This window comes from Thalassovita litoralis (assembly GCF_900182725.1).
GTDB lineage: Bacteria > Pseudomonadota > Alphaproteobacteria > Rhodobacterales > Rhodobacteraceae > Thalassobius > Thalassobius litoralis.
The window spans coordinates 429,100-443,739 of record NZ_FXTO01000001.1; the positions used below are offsets into that span (position 1 = coordinate 429,100).

Below are 14,640 nucleotides of genomic sequence, written 5' to 3' on the forward strand. Positions count from 1 at the left end.
ACGCCGATGATGGCCCAGTATCTGGAGATCAAAGAAGCCCACAAAGATGCGCTTCTGTTCTATCGGATGGGCGATTTCTACGAGATGTTTTTTGACGATGCCATTGCCGCCGCCGAAGCGCTGGATATTGCATTGACCAAACGCGGCAAACATCTGGGCGAAGATATTCCCATGTGCGGCGTCCCGGTTCACGCCGCCGAAGGCTATTTTCTGACCCTGATCCGCAAAGGGTTCCGCGTTGCGGTCTGTGAACAGATGGAAGACCCGTCCGAAGCCAAGAAACGCGGGTCCAAATCCGTTGTCCGGCGCGAGGTTGTGCGGCTTGTCACCCCCGGCACACTGACCGAGGAATCCCTGCTAGAGGCGCGGCGGCATAATTTCCTGTGCGCCTGGGCCGAAGTGCGTGACCAAGGCGCATTGGCGTGGGTCGATATTTCCACGGGGGAATTCCATATCATGCCGCTGGCCCCACTGCGGTTGGGGCCGGAATTGGCACGGCTGCGCCCGTCCGAGGTGCTGATTGCCGATAACGACAACGCCGTTGATTACGGGGTGGAAGGTACGGTGCAAATCATCAGGGAAACCGGCGCATCCGTCACCCCGTTGGGCCGCGCGGCCTTTGACAGCGCATCGGCGGAAAAGCGGCTGTGCGCCTTGTTCGATGTGGGATCGCTGGAAGCCTTCGGCCAATTCAGCCGCCCCGAAATATCCGCGATGGGCGCTGTCGTGGAATATCTGGAAATCACCCAAAAGGGAAAGCTGCCGCTGCTGCGCCGCCCCCTGCGCGAGGCCGAAGCCCGTGTGGTCCAGATTGATGCCGCGACACGCCGGAACCTCGAGCTGACCCATGCCATGAGCGGTGGGCGCGCGGGGTCTTTGCTGGCCGCAATTGACCGCACGGTGACGGCGGCGGGTGCGCGACTTCTGGAACGCCGCCTGTCCAGCCCGTCACGGGTTTTGGATGTGGTACATGATCGCCTGCAAGCCATTGATTTTTCATTTGATCACAGCCGCTTATCTGATGATCTGCGCAATGCATTGCGCAAGGTGCCGGATCTGGATCGCGCCCTGTCCCGGTTAGGACTGGACCGGGGCGGCCCGCGTGATCTGGCGGCAATCCGCAATGGTCTGGATCAGGCAGGACAAATTGCCGATCTGCTACGAGACCACGATATGCCGCGTCTTTTGGCAACATCAGCACAATATCTGGTAGGACACGAGGACGTTCTGGACCTTCTGGATCAGGCCTTGGTGGCTGAACCGCCCCTGCTGGCCCGCGATGGCGGGTTCATCGCCCCCGGTTTTGACGACGAACTGGACGAGATGCGCCAGCTTCGTGACGAAGGCCGGGGCGTGATTGCCCGGATGCAGCAGGACTATGTTCAGCAAACTGGCATTACATCGCTGAAAATCAAGCACAATAACGTGCTGGGCTATTTCGTCGAAGTCACCGCGACCCATGCGGATAAAATGCTGTCTGACCCCCTGTCTGATACGTTCAAACACCGCCAAACCACGGCCAATCAGGTGCGGTTTACCACGGTTCCGCTGTCGGAGATGGAAACCAAGATCCTGAACGCCGGGGGCCGTGCGCTAGAGATTGAAAAACGGATATTTGAAACCCTGCGCCGCGCAATTCTGGACCGGGCGGACCGGATCGGCGGGGCGTCTGGCGCGTTAGCGGAAATTGATCTGGCGACATCGCTGGCCGATCTGGCACATGGCGAAAACTGGTGCCGCCCGCAGGTCGACAACAGCCGTGCCCTGAAAATCGCGGGCGGGCGTCATCCTGTTGTAGAACAAGCCCTGCGCAAACAAGGAAATACCCCGTTTATCGCCAATGATTGCAATCTGACAGCACAGGACGATGCCGCCGCGATCTGGCTTTTGACCGGGCCGAACATGGCCGGTAAATCGACATTCCTGCGCCAGAACGCGCTAATTGCCCTGTTGGCGCAAATGGGCAGCTATGTGCCAGCCACGCAGGCGCATATTGGCATGATCAGCCAGCTTTTCAGCCGCGTCGGGGCATCCGACGATCTGGCGCGAGGGCGGTCGACCTTTATGGTGGAAATGGTGGAAACCGCCGCGATCCTGAATCAGGCGGATGACCGGGCGCTGGTTATTCTGGATGAAATCGGGCGCGGAACGGCCACCTATGACGGGTTGTCTATCGCGTGGGCAACGCTGGAACATTTGCACGATGCAAATAAATCTCGCGCCCTGTTTGCCACGCATTACCACGAACTAACCACGCTGGCCGGGAAACTGCCGGGGGTCGAAAACGCCACGGTCGCCGTAAAGGAATTCGAAGGCGACGTGATTTTCCTGCACGAGGTACGCAAAGGCGCGGCGGACCGATCATATGGTGTGCAGGTAGCAAAACTGGCCGGGCTGCCCGATGCGGTGGTCGCCCGCGCCCGCGTGGTTCTGGATGCGCTGGAAAAAGGCGAACGCGAAGGCGGCAACAAGAAAAAAGCCATCATTGACGACCTGCCGCTATTTTCTGCCGTTGCCGCTGCCCCGCCCCCTGCCCCGAAACAGGAAAGCAAAGTAGAAAAACGCCTGTCAGAAATTCACCCGGACGAGTTGACCCCCCGACAGGCGCTTGACCTGCTGTACGAATTGAAAGAGGCGGCCCACAAATAGGACCGCCCCTTCATTCATCTTGCAAAAAATACTCAGATTCCTGCGCTCTCCTCGGGCGCTGGACTTAGCCGGGGTTTGACGACACACCCACTTGCGCCGGACGCAGCAGACGTTCGCCCAGCATGAAGCCTTCGGCGGAAACCTGAATAATCTCGCCGGATTTGGTGCCGGGTACGGGGGCTTCAAACATGGCTTCGTGCATCTGCGGATCGAATTTATCCCCGACCTGCGGCGCGATCAGTTCAATGCCGTGTTTTTTGAACACGTTCAGCAATTCGCGCATGGTCAGTTCCACGCCTTCCAGAACGGCACCGAATTGGGCACGGTGTTCATCCGTTACCGCATCCAGCGCCCGTTTCATGTTGTCGTAAACCGGCAGCACATCGCGCGCCAGTTTTGACCCACCGTATTGTTCGGCTTCGCGGCGCTGTTTATCCGCCCGTTTGCGCGAATTTTCCGCGTCGGCCAGTGCGCGCATGAATTTATCTTTGAAATCGTCCCGCTCGGCGCGCAGTGCGTCCACCTCTGCCTCCGCATCCGAGATTTCTTCCATCTCATCTGCGAATGCTTCGGCCTCGGCGGCTTCGATGTCGTCAAGGAAATCGTTGTTCTTTGGCTCTGCCATAGTCCACCTCTAGCTCCGGTCGGAAATCATCTTGCCGACCAGTTGTGCCGTGTAATCCACAATCGGCACGATCCGTCCATAGTTCAGGCGCGTTGGGCCAATAACGCCCACCGCACCGATAATCTTACGATCAGCGTTCATATATGGAGACACGACCAAAGAGGAACCCGAAAGTGAGAAAAGTTTGTTCTCGGACCCGATAAAAATGCGCACACCTTCGCCCTGTTCGGTCAGTTGCAGGAATTCTTCGATGTCGCGCTTGCGTTCCAGATCGTCGAACAGCACGCGGATGCGTTCCAGATCCTCTTCGTTGTCGTCGGCGTTCAGCAAATTGGCCCGCCCGCGCACGATCAGACGCTCGTAACGTTCGCCTTCGTTTTCCCAGACCGCCAAGCCGCTGTTCACTAACTCATGGGCCAGCGAATCAATTTCCTGACGGCGGTTGCTGATTTCCGTGCGGATCTGGGTTTGCAGGTCGGACAGGGTTTTGCCCTCGATCAGGGCATTCAGGAAATTCGCCGCTTCGCGCATGGACGATGGGGTTTGTCCCGGTGGGGGCGTGAACAGGCGGTTTTCCACATGTCCATCGGCAAACACCATCACCACCAGCGCCCGGTCCACCCCAAGCGATACAAATTCCAGATGTTTGATCGGCGCTTCGTGTTTCGGGGCCAACACGATCGACGCCCCCTGTGTAACGCCGGACAATGCTGTGCTGACACGATCCAACAGCCCGCCCACATCGCGGGCGTTGGTGCTAAGCGTTTCATCCAGCTTTTGCCGGTCCAGTTGATCCATTTCGCGGACTTCCAGAAACCCATCCACGAACATGCGCAGGCCCATCTGCGTTGGCACCCGCCCCGCAGAAATATGCGGGCTGCCCAGAAGCCCCATATATTCCAGATCTTGCATCACGTTACGAATGGTCGCGGCGCTGACCTTTTCGCTAAGCGTGCGGGTCAGGCTGCGCGACCCGACCGGGTCGCCGCTGGCAAGATAGCCTTCGACCACGCGGCGAAACACCTCGCGCGAGCGGTCGTTCAGTTCAGACAGGATATTTTCGCCTTGTTTCATGATCCACACCTTGACCCATCCGCCATTAAAGAGCCAGAGCGCCAAAGGTCAATCGGGCTTGCCTTCGGGGCGGTCAGGCCTGTATCCCACGGTCAACAGAAGGGGAAAACTCATGCGTCCATCTGGTCGAGATTTAAGCGAAATGCGCCCGATTTCAATTGAAACGGGTGTAACGAAACATGCCGAAGGGTCCTGTATGATCCGGGTCGGCGATACCCATGTGCTGTGTACAGCCACGATCGAAGATCGCGTTCCGCCCTTTATCAAAGGGTCCGGGCTGGGCTGGGTGACAGCGGAATACGGTATGCTGCCGCGTTCCACCACCAGCCGTATGCGGCGCGAGGCTGCATCGGGCAAGCAAGGTGGAAGAACCGTTGAAATTCAACGGCTTATTGGTCGTTCTTTGCGGGCGGGCGTGGATCGCGTTGCGCTGGGTGAACGTCAGATCACCGTGGATTGCGATGTGATTCAGGCCGATGGCGGCACGCGCTGCGCATCAATCACCGGCGGCTGGGTTGCACTGCGTCTGGCCGTGGACAAGCTGATGAAGGCCGGGCTGGTGAAAACCGATCCGCTGATCGAACCTGTGGCCGCCGTGTCCTGTGGGATTTACGCCGGACAGCCCGTGCTGGATCTGGATTACCCCGAAGACAGCGAAGCTGGCGTTGATGGGAATTTCATCATGCTGGAAAGCCGCCGCCTGATCGAAGTTCAAATGTCTGCCGAAGGCGCGACCTATTCGCGCGACCAGATGAATCAGCTTCTGGATCTGGCGGAAAAAGGCGTCGCCGAACTGGTTTCCGCACAACGGGCTGCGGTCAATGCGTAAGTTCACCGGCGATCAACTGGTTCTGGCCAGCCACAACAAGGGCAAGCTGCGCGAAATTTCCGCGCTGCTGGCCCCGTTCGGGATCACGGTCAGTTCTGCCGCGGATCATGGGCTGGAAGAACCGGAAGAAACCGAAGACAGCTTTGCCGGAAATGCGCGGATCAAGGCGCATTTCGCGGCAAAAGCCACGGGATTGCCCGCCCTGTCGGATGACAGCGGCATTTCCGTGGACGCGTTGGACGGTGCGCCGGGGGTTTATACCGCCGATTGGGCCGAAACGCCGAACGGGCGCGATTTCAACATGGCAATGGAAAAAACCTGGACCCTGTTGGAGGAAAAAAACGCCCCTCCCCCCCGCACTGCGGCATTCAATTGTACCCTGTGTCTGGCTTGGCCTGACGGGCATGACGAATTGTTCGTGGGCAAGGTCGAAGGACAGGTCGTGTGGCCGATGCGCGGGGCGCATGGGTTTGGCTATGATCCGATTTTCGTACCAAACGGATTCGACGAAACCTTTGGCGAAATGGACCCCGCACAAAAACACGCAATGAGTCACCGCGCCGTGGCCTTTGCCAAACTGGTGGCGGATTGCTTTGACTGAAGATTGGCAGAACGGCGGCTTCGGGATTTATGTCCACTGGCCGTTCTGTCAGGCCAAATGCCCCTATTGCGATTTCAACAGCCATGTTTCACGTGAAATCGACCAATCCCAGTGGCTTCGGGCCTATTTACGCGAAATCGACCGCTACGCCGAACAGGTGCCGGGCCGTGCGCTGACATCAGTTTTTTTTGGCGGTGGAACGCCCAGCTTAATGAACCCCGACGTGGTCCATGGGATTCTGGATCGTATCCGATCCCACTGGGCTATTTCCAACGACATCGAAATCACGCTAGAGGCCAATCCCGGATCGGTCGAGGCTGGCCGCTTTGCTGGATACGCACAGGCCGGGGTGAACCGGATTTCTATGGGTATTCAGGCCCTAAATAACCGCGATTTACAACGATTGGGGCGTATTCACAGCGTCGAAGAAGCACGTGCCGCGTTTGACATTGCCCGCGCACAGTTTGACCGTGTCAGTTTCGATCTAATCTATGCACGGCAGGATCAAACACTGGCCGATTGGCAGGCTGAATTGCGCGAAGCCCTGTCGATGGCGATTGACCACCTGTCGCTGTATCAATTGACGATCGAACAAGGCACGGCCTTTGGCGACCGCTACAATCGCGGCAAGCTGCGTGGCCTGCCCGAGGAAGATCTGGCCGCGCAGATGTACGAGGTGACACAGGACATTTGCGGCGAAGCCGGGATGCTGGCCTACGAGGTATCAAACCACGCCCGTCCCGGCGCAGAATCCCGGCATAACAGTGTCTATTGGCGCTATGGTGACTATATTGGGATTGGTCCCGGCGCACATGGCCGACTGACGATTAACGGCCAAAGATACGGGACCGAGGCATTTTCCAACCCTACAAAATGGCTGACGCTGGCCGATACAGGCACAACCGAGCGCGAACGCGAACGGATCAGCCTTGAGGATCAGGGCAGCGAGTTTCTTTTGATGGGGTTGCGCCTGTCAGAAGGGATTTCCCTGCGTCGGTATGAGACCCTGACAGGCCATGTATTGTCCCCCGAACGGCTCTGCTATTTGCAAGACATCGGAATGATTGCGATCAATGGCGACACTGTGTCAACAACGCCGGATGGGCGGATGGTGCTAAACTCGATCCTACGGGAACTTTTGGCAGGGTAATCATGCGGTATATCTGGGCGACTTTGGGCTTAATTAGTCTTGCAATCGGGCTTGTGGGGATCGTCTTGCCGCTGGTTCCAACCGTTCCCTTGATGATCTTGGCGGCGTTCTTTTTTGCCCGGTCCAGTGAAAAACTACACAACTGGCTGATTACACACCCCACCTTTGGCCCATCTATTCTGGACTGGCAGGAACGGGGCGCGATCCATCCCAAGGGGAAACGGATCTCGACCCTGTCTATTGTCGTGGTTTTCCTGATTTCAGTGATACTGGGCCTTCGCCCAATGATCCTGATTATTCAGGGCGTAACCCTGTCTGCCGTATTGGTGTTTATCTGGTCACGACCTAATTCATAACCGACAGCAAACGGCAGATTTCATCAAGCTGTTCCAGATTGTTGTAATTGATCGTGATCTTGCCGGATTCTTGCCCTGCAGTGTGATCAATCGACACTTTCATTCCCAGATTGGCCGACAAGTCCCCTTCCAGGGCGCGGGTGTCGGCGTCTTTTTCCATCTTCCGGCTGGGTGCTTTTGGCGCTGTTGGTGCGGCAGCATCTACGCTGGGCCTTTTTGCCAGCTTTTCAGTTTCCCGCACGGATAGATTTCCGTTGATCACCCGATGCGCCAAGGCAATCGGATCATTCGCCGTAATCAGCGCACGCGCGTGGCCAGCGGACAGCTTACCTTCGCGAACATACTCCTGAACCTCGACAGGAAGATTCAGAAGCCGAACCAAGTTGGCAATATAGCTGCGGCTTTTCCCCAGAACTTCGGACAGCTTTTCCTGTGTATGCCCGAATTTTTCCATCAACTGACGATAACCCGCCGCTTCTTCCACGGCGTTCAGGTCTGCGCGCTGGATATTCTCGATAATCGCGACTTCCAAAACCTCGGTATCGTTGAACTGACGAACCAGAACCGGAATCACGTGTAGCTGCGCCATCTGGGCCGCGCGCCACCGGCGTTCCCCAGCCACGATTTCATAATCCCCGGCATGTCCCGGCCGTTCGCGCACGATCAGCGGCTGAATAATCCCCTTTTCCTTGATCGAGGCAGACAATTCTTCCAATTGCTCCGGGGTAAAGGTCCGCCGGGGCTGATCAGGGTTCGGGTGGATTTTTTCAATCGGAACGGACAAATCCGGGCGGCGTGTGCCTGTACCCGCTTCAATCTGCGGTTCATTCGGCGTTACATCAGCCATCAGGGCAGACAGGCCACGGCCCAAACCACGGGGTTTCATTTTTTTATCGCTCATTTTTTGCCTCCGGGGGATTGATTATGCCGCTTATGCCGCAACACGGACATTTTTATTCAGCAACTCACGCGCCAGTTCAAGATAGGCCTGCGCCCCTTTTGAACTTGGATCGTATTGCAAAACCGGGATCGCATAGGATGGTGCCTCGCTCACCCGAACATTCCGCGGAATTACGGTAGAAAACACCAATTCCCCCAGATTATCGCGCGCATCAGCCTCGACCTGCTGGGACAGATTGTTGCGGGCGTCATACATCGTCAACACCACGCCTTCGATCCGCAGGTTAGGATTGGCGGTTTGGCGCACCTCTCGGATCGTCAGCATCAGTTGCGACAGACCTTCAAGCGCGAAAAATTCCGATTGCAACGGAACCAAAACGGAATGCGCAGCAACCATTGCGTTCACCGTCAACAAGTTCAGCGAAGGCGGACAGTCGATCAGGATGAAATCATAGGCGAAAGCATCCATCGCATGTTGGCGCAGGGCATCATGCAGAAGAAAGCTACGCTTTTCGTTTGAAAACAGCTCGATATCGGCAGATGACAGATCAACCGTGGCCGGGATGATGTGCAACCCATCGGTGCCGGTTTCCTGAATTACATCCTCTAGCGCCAGATCCTCTAGCAGCAATTCATAGGTTGTGAATTCCCGATCTTCGGTTTCAATCCCCAACCCGGTAGAGGCATTGCCCTGTGGGTCCAGATCAACGATCAAAACACGCGATCCTTCGGCTACCAATGCTGCGCCCAGATTGATCGTGGTGGTGGTCTTCCCTACCCCGCCTTTCTGGTTAGCAATCGCGATGATTTTCGGTCCGGGGGGACGGGTCGGGTCAGACACGGGAAATACCTCCGATTCTCAGAATGACGGCACCTGATTCCGTTTCACTTTTAATCGCCTCATCATGGAAAAACCACGACTGGCGGGCGGTCTGCACTTCTTTTTCCCAATTGACGCCTTTGGGAAACAAAGCAATGCCCGATTCTTGTAAATGGCGTTGCGCAAATCCCAGCAAGATATTCAAATCAGCAAGGGCACGCGCGGACAGGACATCAGCGTTCAGCGGGGCGATTTTTTCAATGCGATCCGCGATCACCTGCGCATGCAGCCCGGTTTCTCGAATGACCGTGCGCAAAAATACCGATTTTCGGGTATCGCTTTCCACCAAGGTAAATTTTGCATCCGGGGCCTTTTCCGCGCCAATGATGGCGCAAACCAGTCCGGGAAACCCACCGCCGCTGCCCAAATCCACCCAATGCGAAAACCCCTGCGGCGCAAGGGTATAAACCTGAGCAGAATCTACAAAATGACGCGTCCACAAATCAGCCAAGGTATTCCGCGACACCAGATTGATGCGTGGGTTCCACTTTTCCAGCAAGGCGGCGTAGGTTTCCAGCCGATCCATTGTTTCACGTGAAACACCAATGGGCAGAGTATTCACGCCGATTTTTCCCGCTTATCCTGCCGCAACTTTGCCAGAAGCAAGGTTAAAGCGGCAGGCGTCATACCTTCCACCCGACCTGCCTGCGCCAGATTTCCGGGTTGTACAGCCGACAGTTTTTTCTTTAGCTCATTCGACAGACCTTCAATGTGGTCATACGAAAACCCATTGGGAATGATCTGATTTTCATCGCGCTTCATTGCGTCAACATCGCGCTGCTGGCGTTCAATGTAATTCGCGTAAAGCGCATCCTTGGAAAGCTGATCCTGAATTTCGCTGTCAATTTCGGACAGGGACGGATCAAGCCCTTGCAGCGTATCAAACCCGACATCAGGAAAGGCCAATACCTGAAACAGGCTGCGGCGGGCACCGTCCTGATTAACGGTCATCCCAACCGCAGACAATTCGCGCGGCGTAAAGCATTGGGATTCCAGACGCCCACGGCCAGACTCGAGCCGTTGCATTTTATCGAGAAAGATTTCTTTGCGCGCCTCACCCACACAGCCCAGATCAATCCCCTTCTGGGTCAGGCGCTGATCAGCGTTATCTGCCCGCAGTGACAGCCGAAATTCTGCACGGGATGTAAACATCCGATACGGTTCAGACACCCCGCGCGTGATCAGATCGTCGATCATCACCCCGATATAGCTGTCCCGCCGACTAAATAGAACAGGATCGCGGCCCATAGCATCCGCTGCGGCGTTCAGACCTGCCACCATACCCTGCGCTGCGGCCTCTTCATACCCGGTTGTACCATTGATCTGACCGGCCAGATATAAGCCCGGAACAGATTTCACCGCCAAACGATCATCCAAAGCCCGCGGATCGACATAATCATATTCAATTGCGTAACCCGGTTGCAGAATGACGGCATCTTCCAGGCCATAAATCGAATGAACGTAATCGTGCTGCACATCTTCGGGCAAGGATGTGGAAATCCCGTTCGGATAAACCGTGTGATCCTCCAGCCCCTCTGGCTCCAGAAAAATCTGATGCGAGGTTTTATCGGCAAAGCGGACGATCTTATCCTCGATCGACGGGCAATAGCGCGGCCCTACCCCTTCGATATGACCACCGTACATGGCAGAGCGGCCCAGATTGTCGCGGATAATGTCGTGTGTTTTTTCATTCGTATGGGTAATCCCGCAGGAAATCTGCCGAACCGATGGCCCCTTGGATAAGAACGAAAACATCACCGGATCATCATCACCCGGTTGTGTATCCAGAAGATCCCATTTGATCGTCCGCCCATCCAAACGCGGCGGCGTGCCGGTTTTCAGGCGACCAAGCGGTAATCCGAAATCGTCAATTCGTTCCGCCAAGCGCACCGAAGGACGATCCCCCATTCGGCCACCGGGGCGTTTGACATCACCGATATGAATGATACCACGCAGGAATGTTCCGGTTGTCAGCACCACGTTGCGGGCGGTCAGGCGTGTATCATCCTCCATCACGACACCAGAAACGCGGCCATGATCCATGATCAGATCCGTGGCTTCGCCTTCGACAATCGTCAGGTTTGGTTGCGTTGCCATTTCGCGCAACATCGCTTCGCGATACAGTTTGCGATCCGATTGGGTACGCGGCCCCTGCACTGCCGGACCTTTACGGCGGTTCAGCAGGCGAAACTGGATGCCGGACACATCCGCAACACGCCCCATCACGCCGTCCATCGCGTCAACTTCGCGGACCAAATGACCCTTACCCAATCCACCAATTGCAGGGTTACAGGACATAACACCAATTCCGGCGCGTGTCAGTGTGACCAATGCAGTGCGCGCCCCCATGCGCGCAGACGCGTGGGCCGCATCACAACCCGCGTGACCGCCGCCAATCACCACAACATCGAAGTCGAATTGTTTCACGTGAAACACCCCTTACTTCCCAAGACAAAAGCTGGCAAAAATTTCGTCCAGCACATTTTCCACATCAATCCGCCCAACCAAAGAATCCAAGGCGCGGATCGCCGTGCGCAATTCTTCGGCAGCCAGATCGGTCATATCTTCACCGGCCAAGGTAAACCGTTCCGCGGCTTGTAGTGCATCAACCGCACGCAGCATGGCAATTCTATGCCGCTCCCGCGTCGCAATACCAATCGAAGCCGCCCGATCAGACAGAACCCGAGTGATTTGTTCTATCAGATTCGAAACGCCCTCACCACTGGCACCAGAGATTGCGCCGGATTTATCTTCCAACAGATCTGCCTTGGCCCGCAGGACGATGTCAGATGTTTCGGGTTCAAAATCGGGCTTATCGTCACCTTCGATCAAAAACACCCGCAGATCCGCCAAAGCCGCCCGTTGCCGCGCACGGGCGATTCCGATTTCTTCGACTTTATCTTCGGTTTCCCGCAGTCCGGCCGTGTCCAGCAATGTCACCGGCAAACCGCCCAGATCCATGCGTACCTCGATCACGTCTCGGGTCGTTCCTGCATATTCCGAGGTAATTGCTGCATCCCGGCCCGCCAGCGCATTCAGAAGTGTGGATTTCCCCACGTTTGGCGCGCCAACAATGGCCACCTCGAATCCCGTGCGGACGCGTTCGGCTGATTTGACGCCTTCGATTTCGGACTGTAACGATCCCATCGTTTTCTGCATCAAGGCAGAAACTTCGGGGGATACATCTGTGGGAATCTCTTCGTCTGCGAAATCAATCGTTGCTTCCAACAAAGCGGCGGCGCGGATCAAATCGCGGCGCCAATCTTCGGCGCGTTGACCCAAATCACCGGACAGAACGCGCAGAGCTTGACGGCGTTGAGCTTCCGTTTCTGCCTCGATCAGGTCTGCCAGACCTTCGACCTGCGCCAAATCCAAACGCCCGTTTTCCAAGGCACGGCGCGTAAATTCACCCGGTTCCGCCTGACGTAATCCACCAATTTCACTCAGGACGCGTAACACAGCCGCAACAACGGCGGTGCTGCCATGAAGCTGGAATTCGACAACGGGTTCGCCGGTGAAACTTTGCTTATCCGGAAAAACCAGAACCAAGGCTTCGTCCAGCCGAACCCCCTGCCCGTCCTTCAAGACCCGCAATCCCGTGATGCGCGGCGCAGGCAATGATCCGGTCAATATCTGCCCGGCATGATGCGCCAAAGGACCGGAAACGCGGATCACCGCGACCCCGGCCTTGCCGTGTGCTGTGGCAAGGGCGAAAATCGTGTCCATCTGTCCGGTCCTTTTGACGCCAGATCAGGCGTTCATAGAATCGAAAAACTCGCCGTTTGTCTTGGTCTGTTTCAGTTTCGAGATCAGGAATTCGATGGCATCCGTGGTTCCCATCGGGTTCAGGATACGGCGTAGAACAAAGGTTTTTTGCAAATCTTTGGAATCGACCAGCAAATCCTCTTTCCGGGTGCCGGATTTCAGGATGTCCATCGCCGGGAAAACCCGTTTATCCGCAACCTTACGATCCAGAACGATTTCGCTGTTCCCCGTGCCTTTGAATTCTTCAAAGATCACTTCGTCCATCCGCGATCCCGTGTCGATCAGTGCAGTGGCGATAATCGTCAGCGAACCGCCTTCTTCGATATTCCGCGCCGCGCCAAAGAACCGCTTGGGCCGTTGTAGCGCGTTTGCATCCACACCACCCGTCAGAACCTTACCCGACGACGGAACGACAGTGTTAAATGCCCTACCAAGTCTTGTGATCGAGTCGAGAAGAATAACAACATCTCGTTTATGTTCGACCAAACGCTTGGCTTTTTCGATCACCATTTCCGAAACCGCAACGTGACGGGTGGCCGGTTCGTCGAAGGTCGAAGAAACAACTTCGCCCTTCACGGACCGCTGCATATCCGTCACCTCTTCCGGGCGTTCGTCGATCAGCAGAACAATCAAATAGCATTCCGGGTGGTTGGTTTCGATGGAATGCGCGATGTTTTGCAGCAAAACCGTCTTACCTGTCCGTGGCGGTGCCACGATCAGCGCACGCTGACCTTTCCCAATGGGCGAAACCAGATCAATGATCCGGGCCGAGCGATCTTTGATCGTCGGGTCTTCGATCTCCATCTTCAGACGCTCATCAGGATACAGCGGCGTCAGGTTATCGAACGCAATCTTGTGACGGGCTTTTTCCGGGTTTTCAAAGTTGATCGAGGTCACTTCGATCAGGGCAAAATAACGCTCGTTTTCTTCGGGCGCTTTCATCACGCCTTCGATGGTGTCCCCCGTGCGCAGCGAATGCTGGCGGATCATATCAGGGGACACATAAATATCATCAGGACCGGGCAAATAGTTCGCTTCGGGGGACCGTAGGAACCCAAACCCGTCTTGCAGAACCTCCAACACGCCGTCGCCGCCAATGATCCAACCTTCGTCAGCCATTTCACGCAGGATTTGGAACATCATTTCGCCCTTGCGCATGGTCGAGGCGTTTTCGATTTCCAGCTCTTCGGCCATGGCCAAAAGATCCTTGGGGCTTTTCGCCTTCAGATCGGACAGGTTCAAACGTTGTTCGGTCATGGAATACACCTTGATCGGCCTTATAGGGCGCGCGATCTTTCTTCTATGTGGAAGCCAGTCCCCCGGACGGGGGCTTGGCGGGCTACATACGGATCAATCCCTTCTGAGTCAATTCCAGTGTTTAAAACCGGGTGGGTTTGGATATGGGGCGCGATCCGTGGAAACTCATCCCAATAAATAAATATTAAGAAAAGAAAGATTGATGATGATTTAGGAAGCCAGTTTTCCGTGGATTATTCGCTTATCCCCCGAGTCCCCCTTGCGATTCATGGGATAAGCAAAACAATGTGCGTATCTGTATGATTGGTTCCGTCGTTCAGGAAAAATTTGATAAATATCATTATGTTGCATGAGTTTTTGTCAAATATTTTCTGTGGATAGTTTCGGTATTTTGGGTGAAGAACCCTGTTTATCCACGGATGCCAAGTTATCCTTGTCCCCACGGGAAAACCCAATGCGAACGGGCATGAAATCTGGCCGAGTTTTCCACGATCCCCAATCGACGGTGACTTGTCCATAAACCTTCCTTAAGAAGTCCTTAATGTCTTCCACGG

13 protein-coding genes are annotated in these 14,640 nt (G+C 55.8%); 5 read left to right on the forward strand and 8 right to left on the reverse strand.

Annotated features, from left to right (window positions below; genetic code table 11):
• Positions 1-6: 6 nt before the first annotated feature.
• Entirely contained in the window at positions 7-2,649 is a 2,643-nt protein-coding gene (gene mutS / locus FN828_RS02095; RefSeq protein ID WP_142491779.1) for a DNA mismatch repair protein MutS, read from the forward strand.
• Between the two features lie 64 nt (positions 2,650-2,713).
• Here mutS and FN828_RS02100 read toward each other — a convergent pair whose 3' ends face one another.
• Positions 2,714-3,274: a nucleotide exchange factor GrpE gene (locus FN828_RS02100; RefSeq protein WP_142491716.1), complete on the reverse strand. Its 561-nt coding sequence runs from the start codon at positions 3,272-3,274 to the stop codon at positions 2,714-2,716.
• A 9-nt stretch (positions 3,275-3,283) separates the two neighbouring features.
• On the reverse strand, positions 3,284-4,348 hold the full coding sequence (gene hrcA / locus FN828_RS02105) for a heat-inducible transcriptional repressor HrcA (protein WP_142491717.1): 1,065 nt from the start codon (positions 4,346-4,348) through the stop codon (positions 3,284-3,286).
• 112 nt (positions 4,349-4,460) lie between these two features.
• Between hrcA and rph the strand changes: the two genes are divergently transcribed.
• The 4 genes from rph to FN828_RS02125 are packed head-to-tail and all read left to right on the forward strand — an operon-like array spanning position 4,461 to position 7,284.
• Positions 4,461-5,177 carry a ribonuclease PH gene (gene rph, locus FN828_RS02110; protein WP_142491718.1) on the forward strand — a complete coding sequence of 239 codons (717 nt, stop codon included), beginning with the start codon at positions 4,461-4,463 and terminating at the stop codon, positions 5,175-5,177.
• Complete coding sequence (gene rdgB / locus FN828_RS02115) at positions 5,170-5,778, forward strand: RdgB/HAM1 family non-canonical purine NTP pyrophosphatase (RefSeq protein WP_142491719.1); 609 nt, start codon at positions 5,170-5,172, stop codon at positions 5,776-5,778. Before rph ends, rdgB begins: the two co-directional genes overlap by 8 nt.
• Positions 5,771-6,928: a radical SAM family heme chaperone HemW gene (gene hemW / locus FN828_RS02120; protein ID WP_142491720.1), complete on the forward strand. Its 1,158-nt coding sequence runs from the start codon at positions 5,771-5,773 to the stop codon at positions 6,926-6,928. Before rdgB ends, hemW begins: the two co-directional genes overlap by 8 nt.
• Before the next feature lie 2 nt (positions 6,929-6,930).
• Positions 6,931-7,284: a YbaN family protein gene (locus tag FN828_RS02125; RefSeq protein ID WP_142491721.1), complete on the forward strand. Its 354-nt coding sequence runs from the start codon at positions 6,931-6,933 to the stop codon at positions 7,282-7,284.
• Here FN828_RS02125 and FN828_RS02130 read toward each other — a convergent pair.
• From FN828_RS02130 to rho, 6 genes are read right to left on the reverse strand one after another with little or no spacing between them, the layout of a single operon-like run.
• Positions 7,274-8,185 (reverse strand): ParB/RepB/Spo0J family partition protein, encoded by a 912-nt coding sequence (locus FN828_RS02130; protein WP_142491722.1) that lies wholly within the window; start codon positions 8,183-8,185, stop codon positions 7,274-7,276. The genes FN828_RS02125 and FN828_RS02130 overlap by 11 nt on opposite strands.
• A 30-nt stretch (positions 8,186-8,215) precedes the next feature.
• A complete protein-coding gene (locus tag FN828_RS02135; RefSeq protein WP_142491723.1) occupies positions 8,216-9,025 on the reverse strand; it encodes a ParA family protein in 810 nt (269 codons plus the stop codon).
• On the reverse strand, positions 9,018-9,590 hold the full coding sequence (rsmG, locus tag FN828_RS02140; RefSeq protein WP_142491724.1) for a 16S rRNA (guanine(527)-N(7))-methyltransferase RsmG: 573 nt from the start codon (positions 9,588-9,590) through the stop codon (positions 9,018-9,020). The genes FN828_RS02135 and rsmG overlap by 8 nt, the downstream gene beginning before the upstream one ends.
• Positions 9,591-9,622: 32 nt before the next feature.
• On the reverse strand, positions 9,623-11,491 hold the full coding sequence (gene mnmG, locus FN828_RS02145; RefSeq protein ID WP_142491725.1) for a tRNA uridine-5-carboxymethylaminomethyl(34) synthesis enzyme MnmG: 1,869 nt from the start codon (positions 11,489-11,491) through the stop codon (positions 9,623-9,625).
• 12 nt (positions 11,492-11,503) lie between these two features.
• Positions 11,504-12,790 carry a tRNA uridine-5-carboxymethylaminomethyl(34) synthesis GTPase MnmE gene (gene mnmE / locus FN828_RS02150; protein WP_142491726.1) on the reverse strand — a complete coding sequence of 429 codons (1,287 nt, stop codon included), beginning with the start codon at positions 12,788-12,790 and terminating at the stop codon, positions 11,504-11,506.
• Positions 12,791-12,814: 24 nt separating this feature from the next.
• Complete coding sequence (gene rho / locus FN828_RS02155) at positions 12,815-14,086, reverse strand: transcription termination factor Rho (RefSeq protein WP_142491727.1); 1,272 nt, start codon at positions 14,084-14,086, stop codon at positions 12,815-12,817.
• Between the last annotated feature and the right edge of the window lie 554 nt (positions 14,087-14,640).